Annotated in this window: 21 protein-coding genes; 18 read left to right on the top strand and 3 right to left on the bottom strand. The window is 37.8% G+C overall.

The annotated features are described in order from the left end of the window. Window positions 1–55: 55 nt before the first annotated feature. Window positions 56–1,141, top strand: coding sequence for a histidinol-phosphate transaminase (gene hisC, locus C502_RS0106400; RefSeq protein ID WP_018678002.1), 1,086 nt, complete (start codon window positions 56–58; stop codon window positions 1,139–1,141). 14 nt (window positions 1,142–1,155) lie between these two features. Here hisC and C502_RS0106395 read toward each other — a convergent pair whose 3' ends face one another. Further along, a complete protein-coding gene (locus C502_RS0106395) occupies window positions 1,156–2,499 on the bottom strand; it encodes an anthranilate synthase component I family protein (RefSeq protein ID WP_026315759.1) in 1,344 nt (447 codons plus the stop codon). 503 nt (window positions 2,500–3,002) lie between these two features. Between C502_RS0106395 and filA the strand changes: the two genes are divergently transcribed. From filA to filF, 6 genes are all read left to right on the top strand, one after another. Further along, on the top strand, window positions 3,003–3,980 hold the full coding sequence (filA, locus tag C502_RS0106390) for a putative pilus system protein FilA (protein WP_018678000.1): 978 nt from the start codon (window positions 3,003–3,005) through the stop codon (window positions 3,978–3,980). A gap of 287 nt (window positions 3,981–4,267) precedes the next feature. After that, on the top strand, window positions 4,268–5,101 hold the full coding sequence (filB, locus tag C502_RS0106380; protein WP_018677999.1) for a putative pilus system C39 family peptidase FilB: 834 nt from the start codon (window positions 4,268–4,270) through the stop codon (window positions 5,099–5,101). Window positions 5,102–5,145: 44 nt separating this feature from the next. Then, window positions 5,146–6,261 carry a putative pilus system protein FilC gene (gene filC / locus C502_RS0106375; protein ID WP_018677998.1) on the top strand — a complete coding sequence of 372 codons (1,116 nt, stop codon included), beginning with the start codon at window positions 5,146–5,148 and terminating at the stop codon, window positions 6,259–6,261. Window positions 6,262–6,273: 12 nt separating this feature from the next. Next, window positions 6,274–7,938: a putative pilus system OmpP1/FadL family transporter FilD gene (filD, locus tag C502_RS0106370; protein WP_026315758.1), complete on the top strand. Its 1,665-nt coding sequence runs from the start codon at window positions 6,274–6,276 to the stop codon at window positions 7,936–7,938. After that, window positions 7,938–9,140 (top strand): putative pilus assembly protein FilE, encoded by a 1,203-nt coding sequence (gene filE, locus C502_RS0106365; protein WP_018677996.1) that lies wholly within the window; start codon window positions 7,938–7,940, stop codon window positions 9,138–9,140. The genes filD and filE overlap by 1 nt, the downstream gene beginning before the upstream one ends. 23 nt (window positions 9,141–9,163) lie before the next feature. Beyond that, a complete protein-coding gene (filF, locus tag C502_RS0106360) occupies window positions 9,164–11,134 on the top strand; it encodes a putative pilus system protein FilF (protein WP_018677995.1) in 1,971 nt (656 codons plus the stop codon). 41 nt (window positions 11,135–11,175) lie between these two features. On the opposite strand, the gene C502_RS0106355 is transcribed toward filF, so the two are convergent. After that, complete coding sequence (locus tag C502_RS0106355; protein WP_018677994.1) at window positions 11,176–11,724, bottom strand: NUDIX hydrolase; 549 nt, start codon at window positions 11,722–11,724, stop codon at window positions 11,176–11,178. Between the two features lie 120 nt (window positions 11,725–11,844). Between C502_RS0106355 and C502_RS0106350 the strand changes: the two genes are divergently transcribed. The 9 genes from C502_RS0106350 to C502_RS0106310 all read left to right on the top strand — a co-directional run bounded on the left by C502_RS0106350 (window position 11,845) and on the right by C502_RS0106310 (window position 18,911). After that, window positions 11,845–12,459: a CoA pyrophosphatase gene (locus tag C502_RS0106350; protein ID WP_023274602.1), complete on the top strand. Its 615-nt coding sequence runs from the start codon at window positions 11,845–11,847 to the stop codon at window positions 12,457–12,459. Between the two features lie 33 nt (window positions 12,460–12,492). After that, window positions 12,493–13,023 carry a gamma carbonic anhydrase family protein gene (locus C502_RS0106345; RefSeq protein WP_162147117.1) on the top strand — a complete coding sequence of 177 codons (531 nt, stop codon included), beginning with the start codon at window positions 12,493–12,495 and terminating at the stop codon, window positions 13,021–13,023. 141 nt (window positions 13,024–13,164) lie between these two features. Continuing rightward, the gene (tsaB, locus tag C502_RS0106340) at window positions 13,165–13,863 is read left to right on the top strand and encodes a tRNA (adenosine(37)-N6)-threonylcarbamoyltransferase complex dimerization subunit type 1 TsaB (RefSeq protein ID WP_018677991.1); all 699 of its coding nucleotides are present in this window, start codon (window positions 13,165–13,167) and stop codon (window positions 13,861–13,863) included. Window positions 13,864–13,871: 8 nt separating this feature from the next. Further along, entirely contained in the window at window positions 13,872–14,693 is an 822-nt protein-coding gene (locus C502_RS0106335) for an undecaprenyl-diphosphate phosphatase (RefSeq protein ID WP_018677990.1), read from the top strand. After that, a complete protein-coding gene (locus C502_RS0106330; protein ID WP_018677989.1) occupies window positions 14,693–15,502 on the top strand; it encodes a class I SAM-dependent methyltransferase in 810 nt (269 codons plus the stop codon). Before C502_RS0106335 ends, C502_RS0106330 begins: the two co-directional genes overlap by 1 nt. Window positions 15,503–15,705: 203 nt before the next feature. Further along, a complete protein-coding gene (locus C502_RS0106325; RefSeq protein ID WP_018677988.1) occupies window positions 15,706–17,151 on the top strand; it encodes a C13 family peptidase in 1,446 nt (481 codons plus the stop codon). Further along, on the top strand, window positions 17,120–17,959 hold the full coding sequence (gene fghA / locus C502_RS0106320; protein ID WP_018677987.1) for an S-formylglutathione hydrolase: 840 nt from the start codon (window positions 17,120–17,122) through the stop codon (window positions 17,957–17,959). Before C502_RS0106325 ends, fghA begins: the two co-directional genes overlap by 32 nt. Window positions 17,960–18,106: 147 nt before the next feature. Next, a complete protein-coding gene (locus tag C502_RS0106315) occupies window positions 18,107–18,472 on the top strand; it encodes a hypothetical protein (RefSeq protein ID WP_018677986.1) in 366 nt (121 codons plus the stop codon). A gap of 97 nt (window positions 18,473–18,569) precedes the next feature. Next, window positions 18,570–18,911, top strand: coding sequence for a hypothetical protein (locus tag C502_RS0106310; RefSeq protein ID WP_154650406.1), 342 nt, complete (start codon window positions 18,570–18,572; stop codon window positions 18,909–18,911). Window positions 18,912–19,042: 131 nt separating this feature from the next. Here C502_RS0106310 and C502_RS0106305 read toward each other — a convergent pair whose 3' ends face one another. After that, window positions 19,043–19,318, bottom strand: coding sequence for a DUF2218 domain-containing protein (locus tag C502_RS0106305; RefSeq protein WP_018677984.1), 276 nt, complete (start codon window positions 19,316–19,318; stop codon window positions 19,043–19,045). 186 nt (window positions 19,319–19,504) lie between these two features. Between C502_RS0106305 and rpe the strand changes: the two genes are divergently transcribed. Both rpe and C502_RS0106295 read left to right on the top strand, forming a co-directional pair. Beyond that, on the top strand, window positions 19,505–20,191 hold the full coding sequence (rpe, locus tag C502_RS0106300; RefSeq protein WP_018677983.1) for a ribulose-phosphate 3-epimerase: 687 nt from the start codon (window positions 19,505–19,507) through the stop codon (window positions 20,189–20,191). A gap of 366 nt (window positions 20,192–20,557) precedes the next feature. Next, entirely contained in the window at window positions 20,558–20,977 is a 420-nt protein-coding gene (locus C502_RS0106295; protein ID WP_018677982.1) for a hypothetical protein, read from the top strand. Window positions 20,978–21,010 lie beyond the last annotated feature (33 nt).

Here is a 21,010-nt window from a genome sequence, read left to right as displayed (position 1 = left end):
AGAATAGATGGGGGCTGATAAAAGCCCCTTTTTTGAGATATATGAGAGTAGAACAATGACGGTTACAGCAGAACAAATGCGTTTTTGGAGTCCAGAAGTTCGTGAGCTTGAGCCATATGTACCTGGTGAGCAGCCTAAGATTCAGAACTTACTTAAACTCAATACTAATGAAAATCCATATCCACCATCACCCAAAGTTGTGGAAGCTGTCCAATCTGTTTTAGTGAATAACGCGGATGCTCTGCGTCTCTATCCAGACCCAGATGCAACTGCTCTAAAGCAAGCTATTGCCAAACAGCAGCATGTTGGCATTGAACAAGTTTTTGTTGGTAATGGGTCGGATGAAGTCCTAGCACATATTTTTAAAGCTTTTTTTATTCAGAAAGAGCCGATTCTTTATCCTGATATTACCTATAGTTTTTATCCTGTTTATAGCCAGTTTTTTGGAACTCAAACCAAGCAGATTCCATTGAATGAAAAATTCGAAATTGATGTATCGGATTATGAACAGGAAAATGGCGGTATTATCATTACTAATCCGAATGCACCGACGAGTATTGCATTAGGCTTAGATCAAATTGAACAGGTGTTAAAAGCCAATCCTGATCGAGTAATTGTGATTGATGAAGCCTATGTGGATTTTGGTGCAGAATCAGCAGTTCAATTGGTCAATCAATATGAAAATCTAGTGGTTTGCCAAACGACATCAAAATCACGGTCATTGGCTGGCTTGCGTGTTGGATTTGCGATCGCACAATCTCATTTGATTGCCGCACTTGAAGCTGTAAAGAATAGTTTTAACTCGTATCCAATTGATCGTTTTGCGATTGCAGCTGCAGTTGCCTCCTTCGAAGATCAAAGCTATTTTGAAGCTCAATGTACAAAAGTGATTGAGAGTCGTGAACACTTGGTTGCTGATTTAACGGCTTTAGGATTTGATGTTCTACCCTCAAAAGCGAATTTTATTTTTGCAACTCACCCACAACATGATGCTGCACAGCTTGCACAACAACTCCGTGAGCAGGGGATTATTGTTCGTTATTTCAATAAACCACGCATTAATCAATTCTTGCGTATCACGGTTGGTACAGATGAACAAAACCAACGTCTAGTGGATACCCTTAAAACGAAAGTTTTATAAATCTATATTGAGATTTAGTTTTCAGACATCTGCCATGTATTGATTAAATCAAGCATGGCAGAAATTTTATCGAAGCATTCTTGATATTCGGCTTCTGCATTAGATGCGATGGTAATACCACCGCCAGCCCATAACGATAATTGATCTTGATACTTTTGGATGCTACGGATCAGAATGTTCCAACGACCTGTTCCATCAAAATTAAAATAGCCTAAACTGCCACAATAAGCACCACGTGGAGCACCTTCTAATTCTTCAATAATTTGCATGGCACGAATTTTTGGTGCACCTGTAATCGAACCACCAGGGAGTGCCGACAATAACATCTCTATTGGATTAACATCTTCTTTTAATACTGCTGTGATTTCACTCACCATATGGTGTACTTGATTGAAGCTTTCAATTTCAAATAATTTTGTTGTCTCAACAGAGCCTATTTCAGCATACACACTTAAATCATTGCGGAGTAAGTCAACAATCATGACGTTTTCAGCCTGATCTTTTTCAGATTGACTGAGTTTATTTTTTGATATTTGGTCTTGTTGATCATCTTCAAAACGCGGCATAGTGCCTTTGATTGGACGTGTTTTAATTTTTCGATTTGCTTGAAATTCAATAAACAGTTCTGGTGAACAGCTGAGCAGCTCAAAATCATCTATTTTCAGATAACCTGCATAAGGGGCATGAGTAAGCTCCCATAAGTTTTGTGCTTGATCTAATAATGAACCTTGAGCAGTTGCAATGAACTCTTGAGTTAGATTAATTTGATAACAATCACCTGCTTTAATATATTCCTGAACTTGATCGAATGCTTGTATATATTGTTGTTTCGACCAGCGAGGGTGGCATTTTTCAACTAAAGAAAGCGGATTTAGCTTTTTTCTCATCGGTTTATTGAGCAATATCGATATTTGCTCGTAAATATTCTGATCTTGATCGTCGCTATAAAAGTACCATTCGTTCTCATGAAATTTTAAAAAGGTCGTGTATTGACCTAAGAAGAAATTAGGTTGCAGATGATGAGTGACATCTACAAACTGATTTGCACTATAGTCATAACTAAAAAAACCAATATATCCTCCATTGAAGCAAGTGTCACTTTGGGGGGCTTGCTTTGAATCAAAGCTTGAAAAATCTATAATTGATACTGTTTCAGTTTGTATATATTGATTAAATTCAGTTTGATGGAATTGCTTGAGTATTGATTGTTGAAATAATAAAAATTTTTGCGGTAAAAAAGCGATAATAGGGCTGTTTTGATCATGTAAATAGATGAGACCTGTCATATCACAAAGTTGTGAAAGTAGATCAAATGCAGAAGTGAGTTGCGTGTTAAGCTTTTGCTGAAAATAAGACATAAAACGAAAGTGCATTCACATACATTTAGAAAAATGAATTGTACTACAATCATAAAAATTCTACTGATCTTTTATAGTCTTGAAAGCTGTTTAATATTTAATTTTTTGGGCTATTAAGTTGCTTTAAAATGTATTTTATTTCAAATTTCATTATAAAAAAGAGATTTTGTTTGTATTTTGATAACGGGTGTATTTAGTCGACAAGTGGAGATTTTTATCAGATATTACCTGCAAGTAAAAAAAGGTGGTTAAAATATTTAGATCTTTCTTGATGTTGCTAAATGAAGAAGAATTAAAGATCTAACATTGCTAATGCCGTTTATCGGGTTGTGTACAAAAAACGGTTAACAGGAGTTGAACATAAAATAACAAACCTGTAATTTAGTACTTGCTAAGCGAACTACTCAAGGATCGGAAGTTCAAGTTGTCATTAAGAAAAAAACGACAGTGGACAGTTTAGAGTAGTGTAAGTCAAAAAATAAATGCTCTTGGGAGAGTGCTCAATGAAAATGTTTACTAAACTAGCTTTAGTTTCTTCAATGGCGATTAGCGCAAATGCAATGGCTATGCAGTCAATGGATGATGCTGCACTAAGCGCTGCAACAGGTCAAGACGGTATCAATTTAGGTATCGGTATTTCAAAAATTGAAATCGAAAAAGTTTTAATTCACGATAACGATGGTTTGGCTGCAGCTGGTACAGCTGGTACAGCTGGCTTTGGTGGTACTGGTGTTGCTGGTGCAATCGTAATTAAAGCAAATGGTACTGGTGCTACAGCTACTAATGGTATCGTGATTTCTCCAAATGCTACTTCACTTTTAGCTTCACACAACTTAGCTGATATCGTGATTGATACAGATGCTGGTGTTGGTGGTGCTAACTCTGCATTCTTAAACGTTGCTGCACAAGTTTCAGGCTTGACAATTAACATCGGTGAAATTGGTGTTTCTGCTTCTGGCGCTACAAGTGCAAGTAACATTCGTCGTGGTGATACTGCTTCTAACTACAATGCAATTTTATCTGGTTTAACTTTAAAAACTGGCGTAACTAGTGCAAATATTCAATTGGGTGCTGCTCCTCAAGGTGCAATGATCATGTTGAATACAACTATGCAAGGTGGTTTAGAAATTACAAACCTTGGTATTTTGGATAATTCAACAGCTTCTACTGCTGCAAGCCGCCCAGCTGGTGAAATTCGTATCGGTAGCATTAAAGTTGCTGATGCAAATGGCACAGATTTAACTGTAAATGCAAAAGTAAGTGTATATGGTGCTTCTGCAACTACGGGTAATGGTTTCCTACAAATTATCACTGGTTCAGGTGCTTCTACTCCGAAAACTGATTTGTATGTTCAAAGTGTTAAGTTAGGTAGCGCTGCTGCTGGTTCAATTGGTGATATCGAAGTTCAAGGCATGCAAACTTACTATAACGTAGGTGCAGGTGATGTTGCTGGTACTCGTATCACAATTTCTGGTCACTAAGTTTTAGTTTAATAAAAAAAGCGCACATGATGCGCTTTTTTTATTGGGCAAATATTTTTTAATCATGAAATTTATTTTAGATTTTTTATTGAAATGCAACATTAATCACTAATTTGTTCTATAAGTTTACTGAACATTAAGTTTTGCTACATTTCGTCAAAAAAAACTAAAAAAATGCTGTTTTTTTTTATAAAAAAAGGTATCTTCAACAGACAGGGACGTAGTGTCATGGACGCTAAGAATAAAATGAATAAGGCAAGTAATGCCGCTGTTAAGAAAAGAGAATTATGTTAGAGATTGCTCTAGGCTCTGCATTGATGTATTACTTTACAACGCAAGCCTTCGAAATAGAAAAAAAACCAGAAGGGACTGTGTATTACACAGAAACTTTGGATTCTAGAAATCCTTCATTCACACGGAATCATCGTGAAGCAGTGACAATTAAGCCTGCCGTAGCGGATCAGTTTCGTGGAATTGTTCGTCAAGCCTATGATTATAGTTGCGGTTCTGCAGCTTTAACTACTCTTTTAAATGGATACGGTGGTTTAAAACTTACTGAGCAGCAGACTATGACTGGGCTGCTTCAATATGGTGAATACCAACGTATTATTGAGCGAAGAAGTTTTTCTCTTTTAGATATGAAACGGTTTGTAACAGCTCTAGGTTTAAATAGTGGTGGTTATCGCGGTGAATTTTCTGATTTAACTGCTCTTAAGCAACCCGCAATTGTTCCGATTACTTATGCAGGTTTTAAGCATTTTGTCGTATATAAAGCATATAAAGATGGACGAGTTTATGTCGCAGATCCATCGCTAGGTAATATTAGTTTTGATGAGTCTCGTTTTAAAGAGATTTGGGATAATAATACGTTATTTATTATTGATGTGCCTGAGCAATATCGTAAGGATTTATTGGCATTGCAGGATGCTGATATGCGACATGTCGACGATGCTACAATAAATAGATATGCTCTAGCTGAAATTCAGTTTCCAAATCAAAAAATTGAGCGTATTGCAGATAAAGCATCAACTATGCGTCGTGTATTGGATTCTGACCCAAAGTCTGATAACTACAATAAGCCAATCACGACTTATATGCGAATGTACTATAAGCGTAAATAATCATCTAAATTTTAGTAAATTAAATGCATAAGTAGGACGTCATAATGAATAATCAATGGATGAACATGAGTGTGCTGGCGTTAAGTTTAAGCACAATCACTTCAGTAATTTATGCGGAAGAGCAACCTCCAGTCAACCCAACTGAGCAAGTTCAAGCATCATCTGATACTGATGCTTCAGTTACGAAAACGAGTGATACTAGCTCATCAGCAGGAAGTGATGCAAATCAAGCAGCTAATGCCTTGCAAAAGCAAGAAGGTGATGCAACTAAAGAAACAAATTTGCAAGAAGTATTCACTTCCAATGAGCGTCAGTATTCTTTAATCAAGACAGGTGTTTTTTCGTCTTACTATGATATTGATTATACTTATTATCGTGATAGTCGAATTGATTTAGCAACGAGTGATAGTACGAGTGCATTAGCTCGATTACGTGTTGAAGAAGATGCGAATCATACATTGACAAATACGTTCACTGTTCAATATGGTTTTTTGGATAATCTCACACTTTCTACATCCATCCCATTGATGGCTAAAAAAGATCTATTACAGGATACAACTACAGCTGGTCTTGGTGATATTTCATTTGGTGCTCGTTGGGAACCATTCCCGTTAAAACAAGGTCGTCTTCCTTTAGTCTTATTTGGTAATTTATCAACTAAAACAGGTGATAGTCCATATGAAATTGGTATCGATGAACTATCAACAGGTAAAGGCTATTATTCTGCTGGGGTTGGAGCAAGTACTCGTAAATATATTGATCCAGTAGTTCTTTTTAGCTCGGTTTCAGCAAACTATGGTTTAAAAGAAACAGGTTTAAATCAATTACGTGGTTCACGTACGTTGGAGAGTTTTGATCCAGGTTTAAGTGGTGGTTTTTCTTTCGGTTTTGCGTACTCATTTAACTATGATGTATCACTAACCATGTCGTATCAACAAAGCTTTAATACAGGCGCAAAATTCTATTTTAAAAATGGCGAGAGCTATCAGTCAGCCGATCAAAGTAGTGCAATGTTGTCATTTGCTCTTGGTGTGAGAGTATCGCCAGAAACTATTGTGAATGGAACGGTTGGTATTGGATTAACAGAAGATGCGCCAGATGTATCTCTAGGATTATCATTCCCGTTAGATATCATAGGTTTTGGCAAAAAAATACGCTAAGGAGATGTAATGGTGAAATATCCTAAGTTATGTCCTTTAGCGATAGCTATTTTTGTTGCAGGACTATCAAATATTGCAAATGCCCAATTGGGGCAAGATTTATCGGTTGATTTAAGGTCTCTTGCATTGGGAAATGCCGTTACTGCAGATCCTCCTGGAATTAGTGCTGTACATTTTAACCCAGCTGCATTGACGAAAATTGATGGCTTACAAACCGATGTACAAGGTATTTTAGCGAACTTTGCAATCAAAAGAGACTATTCTGCCCCAGCGGGATATAATGTTTTTGGTTATTCAGATGATCCACTCGTATGTAATGATGGACCTGAGGTCGACTCTAATATTTGTACGGATTTTAAAGGTACGGTGAGTGGGGACGTTGAATATGCAAGTATTTATGTGCCGATTCTTAAAAAGATTGTAGATTTAGGACCAAATTCTCCTTTAGCTGCACCAACCGCAGGTATTGCCTATAAACCTCCAGGTTCAAAAGTAACCTATGCTACAGCAATATATGCACCTTTAGTGGCAGGTTTTGGAGCAGAAGATGGTAACCCTAGTAATTATATGGGACAACAGGTTGCCTTAGAGCGTATCACTTATCTCTCTCCATCCTTTGCTTATCAAGTAAATGATCACCTTTCGATTGGTGCATCTTTTGGTATGTCTTATCAAGCAATTGCAATGAAAACAGACCTGCGCTTCCCAAATGAAATGATTGGGGTCTTGCGTATGGTCGATGAAGTTGTTTGTGGACCCTTTAAAGATAATGGCGATATTATCACTGACCTATTGTTATTTGGTATGTGTAATGCAAAGGAGGGTATGAATCCATTTAATAAAATGGGCTCATTAGATGTTTCGCTAGAGCAGTCACTTAGTCCAAGCTATAACTTAGGTGTACTTTGGGAACCGACAGATGATTTTAGCTTTGGTATGGTTTACCAAAGCGAAGCGAAAATGCGATTGCATGGAAAATATTTAATTAATAACGCAACTGCTCCGCAACAATTGGTGGCAGGTCTTAATTCTTCTGCAACTGGACAAATTCTAGCTGCGATTCTCGGATTACCTGGCTATGTTCCAGATGTTGAATCTGGTTTAGTTGCTATGGATTTTAAATATCCACAACATTTTAAAGCAGGGATAAAATATAATATTTTCCCTGATTTACAAATGAACTTTGATGTTGGTTGGACCGACTTCTCTGCATGGGACAAATTTAAGTTTGAATTTGATAGACAAATTTCATTATTGAAAGTTGCAAAACTATTATCAGCAGATGTGACAGATCGTTCATTAGCATTGCCTTTGAAATTCCAGTCATCATGGCGTTGGGGGATTGGTTTTGAGTATTCAGCAACGGATCGTTTGAAGTTGCGTATGGGATATGAACCACGAACAAGTTCAATTCCAGATGATAAGCGAAACACAATGGTGCCAATTAATAATGCACAATTGTTTGGCTTGGGGATTGGTTACCGTTTTGATCAAGATACTGATTTAGATTTATCGCTAGGCTTTTTGCGTAGTCGTGATGATATTCCGGCAAATACAAGTAGTTTGTCAAATCAAACTGGTGTCGGTAATATTTTATTAAATCCATATGCTGGTTTGGATGTTAAAACAAATACTAAAGTAACTTTACTTGGTATTAACTATAGAACAAGATGGTAATGCAAAAGAAAATGATGAGTCGATCTAAATTTGCTATGTTGAGTTTATGCATATTATTAGCAAATGGATCAAATTTATATGCAGATGGTTTTTACACAATCATTGGTCCTGATGGCCGGCCAATGATTGTGCCTAAAAAAATATCAAAAAATTCCTCTGAACTTATACACAACCGTAATGTTGCGGATAAATCAAAACAGTCGAATAATGTACCTGAAGCTAAGCGAGAAAGTTTTGAAAAACAAGCAGTCGTAACAAAGACTCCGGTCAATCCTCGCTTTGAATTGACAGTGCCATTGACAAAAGATGTAAATCTTAATACTGTCAGCACGATGAACCAGACTAAGGAAAATAGTCTGGTAGAACATTCTGAAACTAATCAGTTAAAACAATTTGGGAAAAGTCAAATAAACGCTCAGGAAGATGCGAAAGTTATAATTTCCGAAAAAAAAGACCCTTCTAAATCTTTGAATAAAGAAACCTCTGATATTAATTCCAATAGTGATACTGAGCTAAATAGTGCTGCTTTTTCTAGCGTTGATGGAATTGAATATGTAAATAACGAATATTTAGAGAATCAAGAGTTCAATTTAGAAGGTAAAAAACGCTTTTATATGATGCCAGATGGTACTGGTCGATTAGAAACGATTGAACGTAAAAAAGGGATTAGTCGTTCCGTATTAGATAAGTTTATGAATAAAGCACAGCAATCAAATGCGCCTATTAGTTTGTCAAAAAATTATATACGCTTATCTCCTCAAGAGTTAGCTTTGGCATTTGAGAATGATCGTTGTTTCATAAAAGACTATTCCAAATCTATTAAAACGTTGACACCTCAAAAGGAAATTGGGCTTTGGCCGACGAAGCCATTGAAGGAAAAATTTGAATACGAATTGGTTAAATTAGACAGTTCAATTCAGTTTATGCAAATCGATTCTTATGCATCAAGTAATGAAAAACCACATTATTATTGGCCATTAGTTGTATTTCTTGATGAAAACGGTTGTATTCAAGAAGGTGTAAGTGGATTTAAAAATGGAAGTACAACAGCGACTTTGTTTCAACATGCTGCGATACAAGGAATAATAAAAGTTCCTGCCAATGCATATTATATGATGATTACACCTTTAGCTTCTGCTGTGGATGTTTCAGAAAAAGAACTTTCTAATCAGGGACAGGTGCGTATTTCTGTCTTACAGTAACAAGAATTTAGGATATATAAAGTATGAATAGGAAAATATTATTACCATTTGCATTATCAACAATTGCAATTTTATTGAATGGTTGTGGTGGCGAAAGCGCCAATATTAATGAAAATCCAAATAATGGTGTTAATGGTATTACAGAAAATACAAGTTGTGATGTTTCTGCGACTGACTGTTTATCTTTTGTAGTAGATTATCCAATTGCTGGACTTAATTTTGATTGTAGTACCGATAAAGTAAATCATTTTGCGACAAAGATAGTTGGGAATATTGCTACTGGCGCATGTAAATTAGGCGACAATGTCACATTTTATATTCAAGGGAAGAGCCCACGTAAAATTAGTTTAGGAACTATTAAATTAGATGATATTTCCAAATTAAAACTAGCAACTCCACCCAGAATACGTTTAATTGATTTAGCTGCAGCACTTACAGGAAAAACACCCACTGCGCTTGATATTGATGATGAAACTATTCATGTTGCTTTAGCTTTAATCAATATTTTTCAAGGTTTAGGTATTGAAAGAGAAGATAATGTGGCTGGGGATATTCAGCTCACTGAACTAACTCAAGATAAAAAAGATAAATTGATAGATGTTTCAAAGGATATTGGTGTTCAAGAGCTTTCTAGTGGTGAATATATAGATATATTAAAACCATGGTTAAAAGTGGACAATCTTTCTAAGCAACAAGCATTTGAAATATTGATACAGCTCCTAAATGTGTCCAATACAGGCGTTTGGCAAGCTGATCCACCAGTTGCAAAAGCCAGTGGTGATGGTGTCGCTACGACAACAGCTAGACCAGATGGTTTTTTTGGATGTAATAAGAGTACATATACAGCATGTACTAATGGAAATCAGAGTAATTTGTTACATTCGATGGGGAGTTTTTTATTATTATCAGACCGTCAAGGATATATTCTTGGATACGGGCAGCAGTGGAAAGGTCCCGCAACAATAATAAAAGATATCGTGTTAGCTCCTTATATTTTAACAACTAAAGTTAAACCAGTAAAAATGAATGTTAATCCACAGAATGCTTGGCTTAACCCGATTACTAGAACGCTTAATCCGAATCAACCATTACATTTTAGCTTTAATAATAATGTTGCTGAAGATTTAATCATTCAGAAAGGGAAGATTCTGAATGGTACGACCATTACTGGAACTGAAGCTATTTATAGAGAATTAACAAAAATAAAGGACAGTGATACAGTTGATACAACTCATTTAGGTTCATGGCAGCATACAATTGCCAATCAAACATATAAAGGTGTGATCGATATTGTCAAAGTTAATCCTGTTAGTTATTTAGCTAAAGATGTTTTTAAGACGGAAAAAAATGTTAAAGCTAACCAGTCATATATCTTCCCATTATATGCAACCTTAAACTTTAAGTTTGAGGAGTCGAATATACCTGGTGTCGATATAGGAATTGTTATTGATGAGAATGGTGATATTCGTACGGATATCAAGAATAATTCAACGTCAACTAATATGACGGGTGTGTGTGGTACTGTTAAAACTTTAAATTCGGATGGAACAATTACTGATAGTAATGATCAAATCCAGTATCGTATTGGTACAACTGGTGGAACATCCTTCTCAGCAACTGATAAATCTTTGACAGTACGGATGATTTTCTCTAATCCGAAGTTTGGGAATGTTGATGGTGTCTTATTTGGATTAAATCTCAGTACGGGGACAGGTGCTAAAATTAATCTACATAATTTACTAGCAGGACAACCAACAGGAATCAACTTAAGTAATTTTAAAGACAAGACTGTGGTATGGTCTAATGTATATGCAGGCTATCAATTAGTTTATAATAATTTGTATGACAAGTTAAAAGATGATACAGAAAGAAATGGTTATATAGCACCTACAACAGAAGAGCGTGAGTTAGCAAAACGTTATTCAGGTACTGTAAATATTAAGATTGCAGATCAAACTATTCCAGCTTGTAAAGCAATTAAAATAAAAGCTTAAATTAAAGATAAAAAAGACCGCAATCAGCGGTCTTTTTTTATTTAACCCGTATGATCTAAACGTGTACCTAATGTTTCTAGATGAGAGGGGAATACCCCTTGCTTACGATCTGAGAAATAATGTTTTAAAGTCTGCTCTACACTCGGAAATGCGAGTTCTGTCCACGGAATTTCATGTTCTTCAAATAAACGGCATTCGAGGCTTTCTTCCCCTGCACCAAATAAACCTTGTTTTATCTGTGCTTTGAACAGCACATAAATCTGCCCAATACGCGGAATATTATACATACAGTACAGTTGTTCAATGTCAACTTCGGCTTCAGCTTCCTCACGTGTTTCACGTGCAGCACCTTGCTCCATGGTTTCAAATAATTCCATGTAACCCGCAGGAAGTGTCCATAGTCCATAACGAGGTTCGATAGCACGTCGACAAAGTAACACCTTATCATCCCAAATGGCCAATGCTCCACAAATGACTTTCGGATTTTCATAGTGGATGTTGCCACAGTGTGTACAGACAAGCCGTGTTTTATGATCGCCTAGCGGGATTTTTGCTTCAGTTTGATGTCCACACGCAACGCAAAAGCTCATAATTATCATCAACCATAGAGATAACTCAGCATAACTGAATTTTTATCACTTCGCATCATGATCTATGATTGTCATTAAAATTTCAGTTATGATGATTTGTAAGGAAAAAGAGAAAAAGAGATGAGTCATATGGAAGAACCATCGTTAATACAGCTTTTACAACAACGGTTGCGTTTTTCCAAACGAATCCAACAAGCTGATGCAGCTGTTTTAATTGCGATTACACAAGAGCCTCAACCGAAAGTTTTACTCACACGTCGTTCGATTCATTTATCGCAACATGCAGGAGAGGTCTCTTTTCCGGGGGGTAAACGTGATCCAAGTGATACCAGTAATATTGTGGTGGCTTTGCGTGAGGCACAGGAAGAAACAGCACTTAATCCTTTTGACGTCAAATTGTTGGGTGATTTGCCGATACAACGAGCCCGTAGCGGTTTATCTGTGAAACCGATTGTAGGATTAATCCCTGCGGAGGTGGACTTAATTGCTCAACCTACAGAGATTGATCGTATTTTTTTTGCGCCGTTACAGCAATTAATTGATGCACCCCCTTTACCCTATGAAGTACGTTTAGTTCGACAATCCATTTATTTTCCAAGCATGCAAGTGGAAAATGAAATTGTTTGGGGTTTAACCGCTCGTATGTTGGTATCGTTATTTCAGTATGGGCTTGGGCATCAAAAGAAATGGCCTTTTTTAGTGAATCCACCGCATTTTGGATTATCTAAGTTTTAGTTATCTTTTATTTAAATTGGGTGTTTTGTCATGATGTATACCTATCAGGGATTGAGTCCAAAAGCATTACATGAACCTTGGGATGGCTGGATTGCACCAACTGCGACAGTGATTGGTCAAGCTGAATTGGGGCGTCGAGTCAGTATTTGGTTTGGTGCAGTTGTACGAGCGGATAATAGTATTATTCGGATTGGAAATTTTTCGAATATTCAAGAAAATGCAGTTTTACATACCGATGCAGGCATTGAACTGAATATTGGCGATTATGTGACGGTGGGGCATCAAGCGATGTTACATGGTTGTACGATTGGAGATAATTCTTTAATCGGTATCAATGCGGTAATTTTGAATAATGCGGTGATTGGTAAAAATTGTATTATCGGTGCAAATGCGTTGATTCCTGAGGGTAAAGTTATCCCTGATAATTCTGTGGTGATGGGATCACCAGGAAAAGTGATTAAGACTTTAGATGAGCATGGCGCTGCACGATTACGCTTGAGCGCTTTACATTATGCGGAACATTATAAAAATTTCTTAGCATTGGAAGAATTTAGCTTCGAATGATTTTAAGCTAAACTAGATTTAAATTTAGCCAAGTATAGACTTGGCTTTTTTGTATCTAGCAAAAGCCAATAACTCGCTTAGGGCGCTTGAGTGGGGTATGATACTCGACGTTTTTTATCTCTTTTAGACTAAGGTTTTTGCATGAAGTTGCTTGCATTGGAAACTGCAAATGAGCACTGTTCTGTTTCATTGATTGATGATGTTGAAGAACTCTATTTTCAATTAGATGAGCGACCAAAAGCACAAACCCAAACGATTTTGCCTTTAACTGAGCAAGCTTTACTGCAAACTCAAACTCAGTTAGCCGATTTAACCGCAATCGCATTTAGTCGCGGGCCAGGTTCATTTAGTGGTGTGCGTATCAATGCGGCTGTTGCCCAAGCATTGGCATGGTCACAAGATTTGCCTGTTATTCCTGTATCAAGCTTGCAAGCGTTGGCGCAAGCTGCATATCGTTTGACAGGATTACAGCAGGTTACAGCTGTTCTCGATGCACGTATGCAAGAAGTTTATATTGCTAATTTTAGCGTTGATGAACATGGCATCATGCAAGCAGTCGATGAAGAAAAATTATTAAATTATCAGCAAGCTGCGGCATATTGTAAATTCACGGCGATTGGCTCAGGTTCAGAACTGGTTAAGCCAAATCAAATAGACTCGCAAGAGGCTTCCATTCTGAAAACGTCTATCCCAGAAATCAGAGCAACTGCGCAGGATATTGCAACAATTGCTCGAATTTATGCAGCGCAGCAAAAATGGGTTGATGCTGAGCATGCACTCCCGGTGTATTTACGTGATGATGCGTGGAAAAAAATTCCAGAACAAGGTAAAGCGAATTAAGGTTAATTATGGATCTTTTATTGCTATTTAAAGCAGCAATTATGGGTTTGGTAGAAGGGATTACTGAATTTCTACCAATCTCAAGTACAGGACATCTAATTCTAGCTGGACAATTGCTAGATTTTTGGACGCTTGAAAAACGAGAAATGTTTGCAGTTGCTGTGCAAATTGGTGCGATTGCAGCGGTAATCTATGAATATTGGGGCAAACTGTGGGGGGCATTAATTGGCGCACTCACAGGACAAGAACAAGGTCGCCGTTTAAGCCTTAATTTAATCATCGCCTCTATTCCAATTGTGATTATTGGCTTGACCTTTGGTGACGTGGTAAAGGCTTATTTGTTTAATGCAGTTACGGTTGCAATTGCATTAATTGTTGGTGGTTTCATTATTTTATGGGCTGAACGTCGTCAACATCAGGTCATAAGCCCTGAAGTTGAGGATTTGACCTTCAAGCAAGCCGCGTTGATTGGTCTGATTCAATGTTTTGCGTTAATTCCAGGGACTTCACGTTCTGGTTCAACCATTATTGGTTCATTGTTCTTAGGTATTTCACGTAAAGCAGCAGCTGAATTTTCATTCTTCCTTGGTATTCCTGTGTTGATGGGTGCAGGCTTACTGGATATGTATAAAATGCGTCATGAATTACATAGTAATGATATGGCTATTTTAGCAGTTGGAATTATTGTTGCCTTTGTTTCAGCTTTGATCGTGATTCGTGCATTAATTCGTTATGTCTCTAAGCATGATTTCACAGCCTTTGCTTACTATCGTATTGTCTTTGGTTTATTTATTTTGGCGACATGGTGGACAGGTTGGGTGCATTGGTAATGCAAATGATCTGTTGGTATCAGACTGAGTATGCAGAGCAATTTCAACAACTTCAAACCCGTTTAGCGAGTTTGGATGTCGAACTCAAAGGTCAAATCGTTGAGAAAGTGAATGCACGTTTCCTTCGTCTGAATCCAGAAATGGCTTTGGTTTTAGATGAGGATGGACTCAGTCTTGCTGCCAATGGAATGAAAATGCAACCTGATTGGCATGCTGAGATTCCTCGTTTAAAGCGCGCCAGTTTGAAATCTGAAATGATTGCGAGAGCATGTCAATTGGGTGAAAAGCCTAGCTTGATTGATGCAACCGCAGGCTTAGGTCATGATAGTTTATTGATGGCTTATCTTGGTGCTGATGTCCGTTTGGTTGAACGTCATCCGATCCTATTTGTGTTATTGGAATATACGAAAACTCAAGCGGAACACGATCCATTTTTGCAGTCTGTTATGCAGCGGATTCAACTTATTCATGCCGATTCAAATTGCTATCTACATGGATTAGAACAGCAAGGCGAGCGAGTGGATGTGGTGTATTTAGACCCGATGTTTCCACAGCGAGATCAAAATCATCAAGTGCAAAAGAAGCAAGCACAAGTCAAAAAGCAAATGCAATTACTGCATCTGTTATTACCTGAAGATGGTGAAATGGACTTAGGGGATGAGTTGTTACATCTTGCCCATAAGATCGCAAAGCGCGTTATCGTTAAGCGCCCACGACATGCAGTTTATCTGGCAGATCAAACACCTGATCACCAATGGTTAGGTGATGCCTGCCGTTTTGATGCATATTTTCCCAAAGGTTCAATTTAACTTTGATCCAACTGATTGTTTAGCTTAGGTCAATGCTCGGTAAAGATTTGTGATATAGTGCAAAAGCATGATTGATAAAAAATTCTTGTCGAGCTTAAATGAGAATGGTACATCGTACCTTTTTGGGAAAAGCGATATTCATTTTATAAAAGATGAACATATTTTCAGTTTAGGCTTAAAAAGAGAAACACCCGAAGAATTTTATGATAGACCTTAAACCCTCCATTAATATCTGGCATGATTTTAAAAGTAACCAAATTGCTGGAATGTGGTTGTTCCTTGGGTCTCGACGTTCCTTACAGGTTGTCCATCCATCAATTACTCAACTCATTATCTGGGGGATCTTAGGTGGATGTACCAACTCACTTTATAGTTGGTTGGTGGCAGGGCAAATTGGTGAATTCAATCCACAAGGATTGATTGGTTATGCACTTTGGCCTTTTATTGCCTTAATTGTGGGTATTTTCCTTTCGCAACGTATGAATCAAACCCGTTTGATGCTTGTACCTGCGTTATTGTGGTTAGTGCTTGATACCAATATCTTATTGTTACAGTGTTTGATTCAATATTTAGGTTCAAACGGCTATCTTAATTTTATTCCCGATACCATCTATAACGGTTTCTTGCCGCCTTTGTTTGTTGGACTATTTGTCTGGCAAAGTCTGGCTGTGATTTGGGTATTTTCACGGGCATTAAATTGGCCGTGGTGGGAACGTGCCTTAGTCTTTGTGGCAACGATTGCAACGATGGTGGTTTGGCAACTCTCGGTAAAAGATCAGCCGATTTGGAAAGTTGAAGAAACCCCACCAAGTTTTGCTGAAGATGCTTTTTATGCGCAAAGTCATGTGTTGGATAAAGCATTAGATCAAATCCAATATGGAGATATTGCGAAAAGCCACTGGTATTTTATGGGTGTCGCAGGGGATAGCTATGCTGATGTATTCAAATCTGAGATTGAGCGCATCAGAGAGCAGTTTGATACACGTTTTGGAACGTTTGGTCGTTCTATTATGTTGATTAATAATTCTGCGACACGTTTAGATGTTCCGATTGCCTCTAAAACCAGTATTGAGTTGGCTTTGCGCCGTATTGGGCAGCAGATGAATCGTGATAGTGATGTGTTATTCCTGTATATGACATCGCATGGCGAGCGTAATCACTTTGAAATTGAAAATGCACCTTTAGAGTTGGGGCAAGTCGATCCAAAATGGCTACGTGAAACGCTCGATAAGTCAGGTATTCGTTGGCGCGTTATTGTTATTTCAGCGTGTTATTCGGGGAGCTTCATTCCTGCATTACAGTCGCCTGAAACTTTAATTATTACCGCTTCAGCAGCAGATAAAACCTCTTTTGGCTGTAATAATGAAGCAGATTATACTTACTTCGGTCGAGCTTTCTTTGATTTAGCGATGCGTGAGCAATCCTCAATCAAAAAAGCATTTGATCAGTCTAAGCAAACTGTGACACAGTGGGAAACCGCGCAAGGATTTGAACCATCTGAACCGCAATGGGCCATTGGTCGTAACATGGAATTGATGTTGCCACAACTTGAGCCGTATCTATTCCCAACACAAAATATCACAACAACAGACATTACAAAAACACAGGATAATCAACATGCAGCTACTGCAAAAAAATCGTTGTTTTGAGGGTGAACAGCGTATTTATCAACTGGAATCACAGCATCTTAACGGTTTAACCAAAGTTGGAGTGTATTTACCTCCTGCTGCTTTAGAAGGAAAGCCTTGTTCAGCATTATTCTATCTTGCAGGTTTGACTTGTACTGAAGAGACCTTTGCAATTAAAGCACATGCACAGCGTATGGCTGCTCGACTGAGTCTGATTTTAATTAGCCCTGATACTTCTCCGCGTGGGGAGGGCGTTGCACAAGGTGATCATTGGGATATTGGTCAGGGTGCAGGCTTTTATATCAATGCAATTCAACAACCTTGGGCTGAACATTACCAAATGGAGTCTTATTTGGTTGATGAACTCTACGCACACGTTTTACAAGCATTTCCAATTATCGAAAGTCAGATTGGGATTTTTGGACATTCAATGGGTGGACATGGTGCGTTAACCTTGGCATTTAAATACCCAGAACAATTTAAATCAGTTTCAGCTTTTGCTCCGATTTGTGCGCCAAGTATTTGCCCATGGGGTGAAAAGGCATTTAGCCAATATTTAGGTGCGGATCAACAGCAATGGTTAGCGCATGATGCAACCGCTTTAGTTCAGCAAAAGGGTGGAATCTTTGAGGAAATTTTAATTGATCAAGGTCTAGACGATCAGTTTTATGCTCAATTAAACCCTGAAAAATTTAAGCAAGCTTGCCTAGATGCAGGGCAACATTTAACCCTACGCCAACACAAGGGCTATGATCATGGGTATTACTTTATTCAAAGTTTTATCAATGATCATCTGCAATTCCATGCGATTCAGTTAGAAAAGCATTAAGAGTATTTTGTAGTCCATTTGATATGTAGGCTAAATTGTTAGATAGAGTAATGCCACGAAATGAAAAGAAAAATTGTGCGATATCTTTTTTTAATTATATGGTAGTTATGCCATATATCTGTAGTTAGATTGAACGGAGATTTCGGTGTGAATTTCAGAGAGGAGTTTTTTAATTGGATAGATCTCTGCCTTTCAGAATCCATTCTAGAAAGAGTTATCGCTTACTCTTTTAATCTTTATGAGCCATATAGAATAGAGCTTATAGGATCAGCTTCCTTTGATCTTAACGATGAAGATTGGGCATGTAATGAGGATTTCGTACCCACTGTCCGTGGCATAGACATTCCCTTATCTATTTGTGCAGGCGATTGGGAGGAGTGCCTAGCAATGATGAGAACTCTAATTGAGAATTACTTAACCACTGAAAGACAAGGAGCTCTAGTTCTTAGGGGTGCCAGAGCCGTTGTAATCGGATTTGTAGATGGGAATCTAGAAATCATGAGTGCAACCTAACAAGTCGTTCAAGGTGGATGCTTTCAGTAGAGTGTTTTAGCTCCAACGTTCCCACTAAGGAAAGTTCGTGAGCAAATTCAGTAAAGTAGCAAATCTGATGATAGGTCTCCTTATTGTTGGTAGTATCTCTTATTGCTCGTATTCCTTTGGTAGCGCTGAGAGCCGTATGCGCCAAACCTGTGGTGAAATTACTTTTGGTATGTCAGTTGCAGCATTGAGTGCCTTCGCCAAGGAGCATGGTCTTAATCTCCCTCACCAAGAGTCGGGTGTGATCTTTATGGTAGAGTCAAAAACCTTCGGGCGATGGGGCTGTCGTGTAGTGCTTGAAAAAGGGGTGGTAAAAGTGCAGAGTACAACTTTGCAGATTAAAGTGGCTAACAGTCGTTTTAAGATGGATACTTCAGCGTACCGCCTTAACTTCAACGTTATGGCTTATTGATAAAGATATGACATCAGATATTTTCGAAAAATTAGATAGATTTCGGATTGAAAATGATCGCTTACAGCTCCATATCCATATAATTCAACTCGAAAAAGTAATGAATTAAAAAAGAAGCTCTTTCGAGCTTCTTAATGATGTTGCCACTCAACAATAAACTCCTGCTGAGCCATACGATTTAAATGGTCAATCACGACTTGTTCTAGATGTTCGACGTTGTCTTGTTGGTTTTCAATCATTACATCTAAAGATTGCTCACGTGATGTAAGTGTGACTGTTGCAGTCGGCATGAAAATTTTTGAGTATGCTTCTGTTTCAGCCACTTCAAATTTATGCTTCCAGTGATTGAGCAAGCGCTTACTAATTCGTTTTGCTTCATCTGTTGTAATCTGTGTTGTGCTATTCATGTCTTAAGGTCATATTCTACTTTTTTCATCGTTAAAAATAACAAAATCATCTGAGATTAAAAATAGTATTCATGCAACGTGCTGTTGCAAGTTTGCAATGCTGTAATAATGACTTTGTAACAAACCTAAGTGCGATGAATTTGCTATAATCTCTAGATTATTTTCTCAGAGTTTGCCAGGTCATCCATGTCCAAGCCTTATTTAATTGCTCCTTCGATTTTATCTGCTGATTTTGCACGTTTAGGTGAAGATGTAGAAAAGGTTCTAGCTGCGGGTGCAGACGTTGTGCATTTTGATGTGATGGATAACCATTATGTACCAAACCTTACTTTTGGTGCGGGCATCTGTAAAGCATTAAAAAGCTATGGGATTAAAGCACCGATTGATGTGCATCTGATGGTTTCTCCAGTTGATCGTATGATTGGTGATTTCTTGGAAGCAGGTGCAGACATTATTACTTTCCATCCAGAAGCAACAGATCATATTGATCGTTCTTTACAACTGATTAAGGCGGGTGGTGCTAAAGCAGGTTTAGTCTTTAACCCGGCAACGCCGTTACATCATCTGGATTATGTTTTGGATAAAGTTGATCAAATCCTGTTAATGAGCGTAAACCCTGGTTTCGGTGGGCAAAAATTTATTCCAATGACCTTGGAAAAATTGCGTCAAGCACGTCAAATTATTGATGCGAGTGGTCGTGATATTCGTTTAGAAGTTGACGGTGGTGTTGGCCCTGCAAATATCCGTGAGATTGCCGAAGCAGGTGCCGATATGTTCGTTGCAGGGTCAGCGATTTTTGGTCAACCCGATTATAAAATGGTAATTGATCAAATGCGTGCAGAGTTGGCGAAAGTTGGTGCAACAGAAGTTTAGTGTTTTCATCCTATTTTTCACATAAGATTGTGGATAACTTTGTTTATAACTGGGTGGATAACCGTGTTGATAAGCAGGTGGATAAGATGTTGTTAAAATAAACAAAATGATTTCAGTTGTTTATATTCACAGCAAAATGATGAAAAAAGGACAAATTTTTGTCCTTTTTTTATGCGCTAAGCGCTTTATTTTGCTTTGTTTTTGCTTATCAGTGATCTAATATTTTATTGTTCAATAAATTGGCAGTTTGGTTGTGTACGTGTGTGAAATTAGCATAATTTGAACATAAAGTAGATTGTGCATAACATAGAAAGAAATTATGCTAAGTAAATCGCATTCATTTGATGATTGATCCAAGGGTATTCAGTGCAACTTCATAAACAATACAAGCATGTATGGTTTGTATTCCTGATGATATTTTTCATTGGGGGAAGTGGTGTGGCTGTTGCAGCAGTTCAAGAAGTTCGATTGGATCAAAAAACGTCAATAGTGCAAACCATGCCGTGTCACGATCAGCAAATGATGGATCAACATCATCAAATGCAAATGTCACATGATGTGACCAATGTTGTTAAATGCCATGATGGGCAAATGCAAAATCAGCAACATTGTCCTGACTGTAATAGTCTTTCACATTGCCAAACGATCAATCTAGCACTCGATCAGCAGATTCCAAGCTTGTCTGGCTCGCCGTTTTTAGAACTGAGCAGCTATAAAAATACAGCGTATCAAGCTCGCCATCTTGCGGGTTATTGGCAAGAGATTTTACGTCCTCCTAGAACCTAATCTGTTTTACAGGCTCTTTATTTTGTTGAAAAG

Source organism: Acinetobacter tjernbergiae DSM 14971 = CIP 107465, from assembly GCF_000374425.1.
In the GTDB taxonomy this organism is placed as follows: Bacteria; Pseudomonadota; Gammaproteobacteria; order Pseudomonadales; family Moraxellaceae; genus Acinetobacter; species Acinetobacter tjernbergiae.
This window is presented reverse-complemented; position numbering and strand designations above follow the sequence as displayed.

Excerpts from the sequence above, each read along its gene's own strand:
- filA (WP_018678000.1), top strand. The coding sequence starts at position 3,003 with ATGAAAATGTTTACTAAACTAGCTTTAGTTTCTTCAATGGCGATTAGC.
- filC (WP_018677998.1), top strand. The coding sequence starts at position 5,146 with ATGAATAATCAATGGATGAACATGAGTGTGCTGGCGTTAAGTTTAAGC.
- C502_RS0106395 (WP_026315759.1), bottom strand. The coding sequence starts at position 2,499 with ATGTCTTATTTTCAGCAAAAGCTTAACACGCAACTCACTTCTGCATTT.
- C502_RS0106335 (WP_018677990.1), top strand. The coding sequence starts at position 13,872 with ATGGATCTTTTATTGCTATTTAAAGCAGCAATTATGGGTTTGGTAGAA.
- fghA (WP_018677987.1), top strand. The coding sequence starts at position 17,120 with ATGCAGCTACTGCAAAAAAATCGTTGTTTTGAGGGTGAACAGCGTATT.
- C502_RS0106325 (WP_018677988.1), top strand. The coding sequence starts at position 15,706 with ATGATAGACCTTAAACCCTCCATTAATATCTGGCATGATTTTAAAAGT.
- filF (WP_018677995.1), top strand. The coding sequence starts at position 9,164 with ATGAATAGGAAAATATTATTACCATTTGCATTATCAACAATTGCAATT.
- tsaB (WP_018677991.1), top strand. The coding sequence starts at position 13,165 with ATGAAGTTGCTTGCATTGGAAACTGCAAATGAGCACTGTTCTGTTTCA.
- filB (WP_018677999.1), top strand. The coding sequence starts at position 4,268 with ATGTTAGAGATTGCTCTAGGCTCTGCATTGATGTATTACTTTACAACG.
- hisC (WP_018678002.1), top strand. The coding sequence starts at position 56 with ATGACGGTTACAGCAGAACAAATGCGTTTTTGGAGTCCAGAAGTTCGT.
- C502_RS0106350 (WP_023274602.1), top strand. The coding sequence starts at position 11,845 with ATGAGTCATATGGAAGAACCATCGTTAATACAGCTTTTACAACAACGG.
- C502_RS0106355 (WP_018677994.1), bottom strand. The coding sequence starts at position 11,724 with ATGAGCTTTTGCGTTGCGTGTGGACATCAAACTGAAGCAAAAATCCCG.
- filE (WP_018677996.1), top strand. The coding sequence starts at position 7,938 with ATGCAAAAGAAAATGATGAGTCGATCTAAATTTGCTATGTTGAGTTTA.
- C502_RS0106345 (WP_162147117.1), top strand. The coding sequence starts at position 12,493 with ATGTATACCTATCAGGGATTGAGTCCAAAAGCATTACATGAACCTTGG.
- C502_RS0106310 (WP_154650406.1), top strand. The coding sequence starts at position 18,570 with ATGATAGGTCTCCTTATTGTTGGTAGTATCTCTTATTGCTCGTATTCC.
- C502_RS0106330 (WP_018677989.1), top strand. The coding sequence starts at position 14,693 with ATGCAAATGATCTGTTGGTATCAGACTGAGTATGCAGAGCAATTTCAA.
- C502_RS0106305 (WP_018677984.1), bottom strand. The coding sequence starts at position 19,318 with ATGAATAGCACAACACAGATTACAACAGATGAAGCAAAACGAATTAGT.
- rpe (WP_018677983.1), top strand. The coding sequence starts at position 19,505 with ATGTCCAAGCCTTATTTAATTGCTCCTTCGATTTTATCTGCTGATTTT.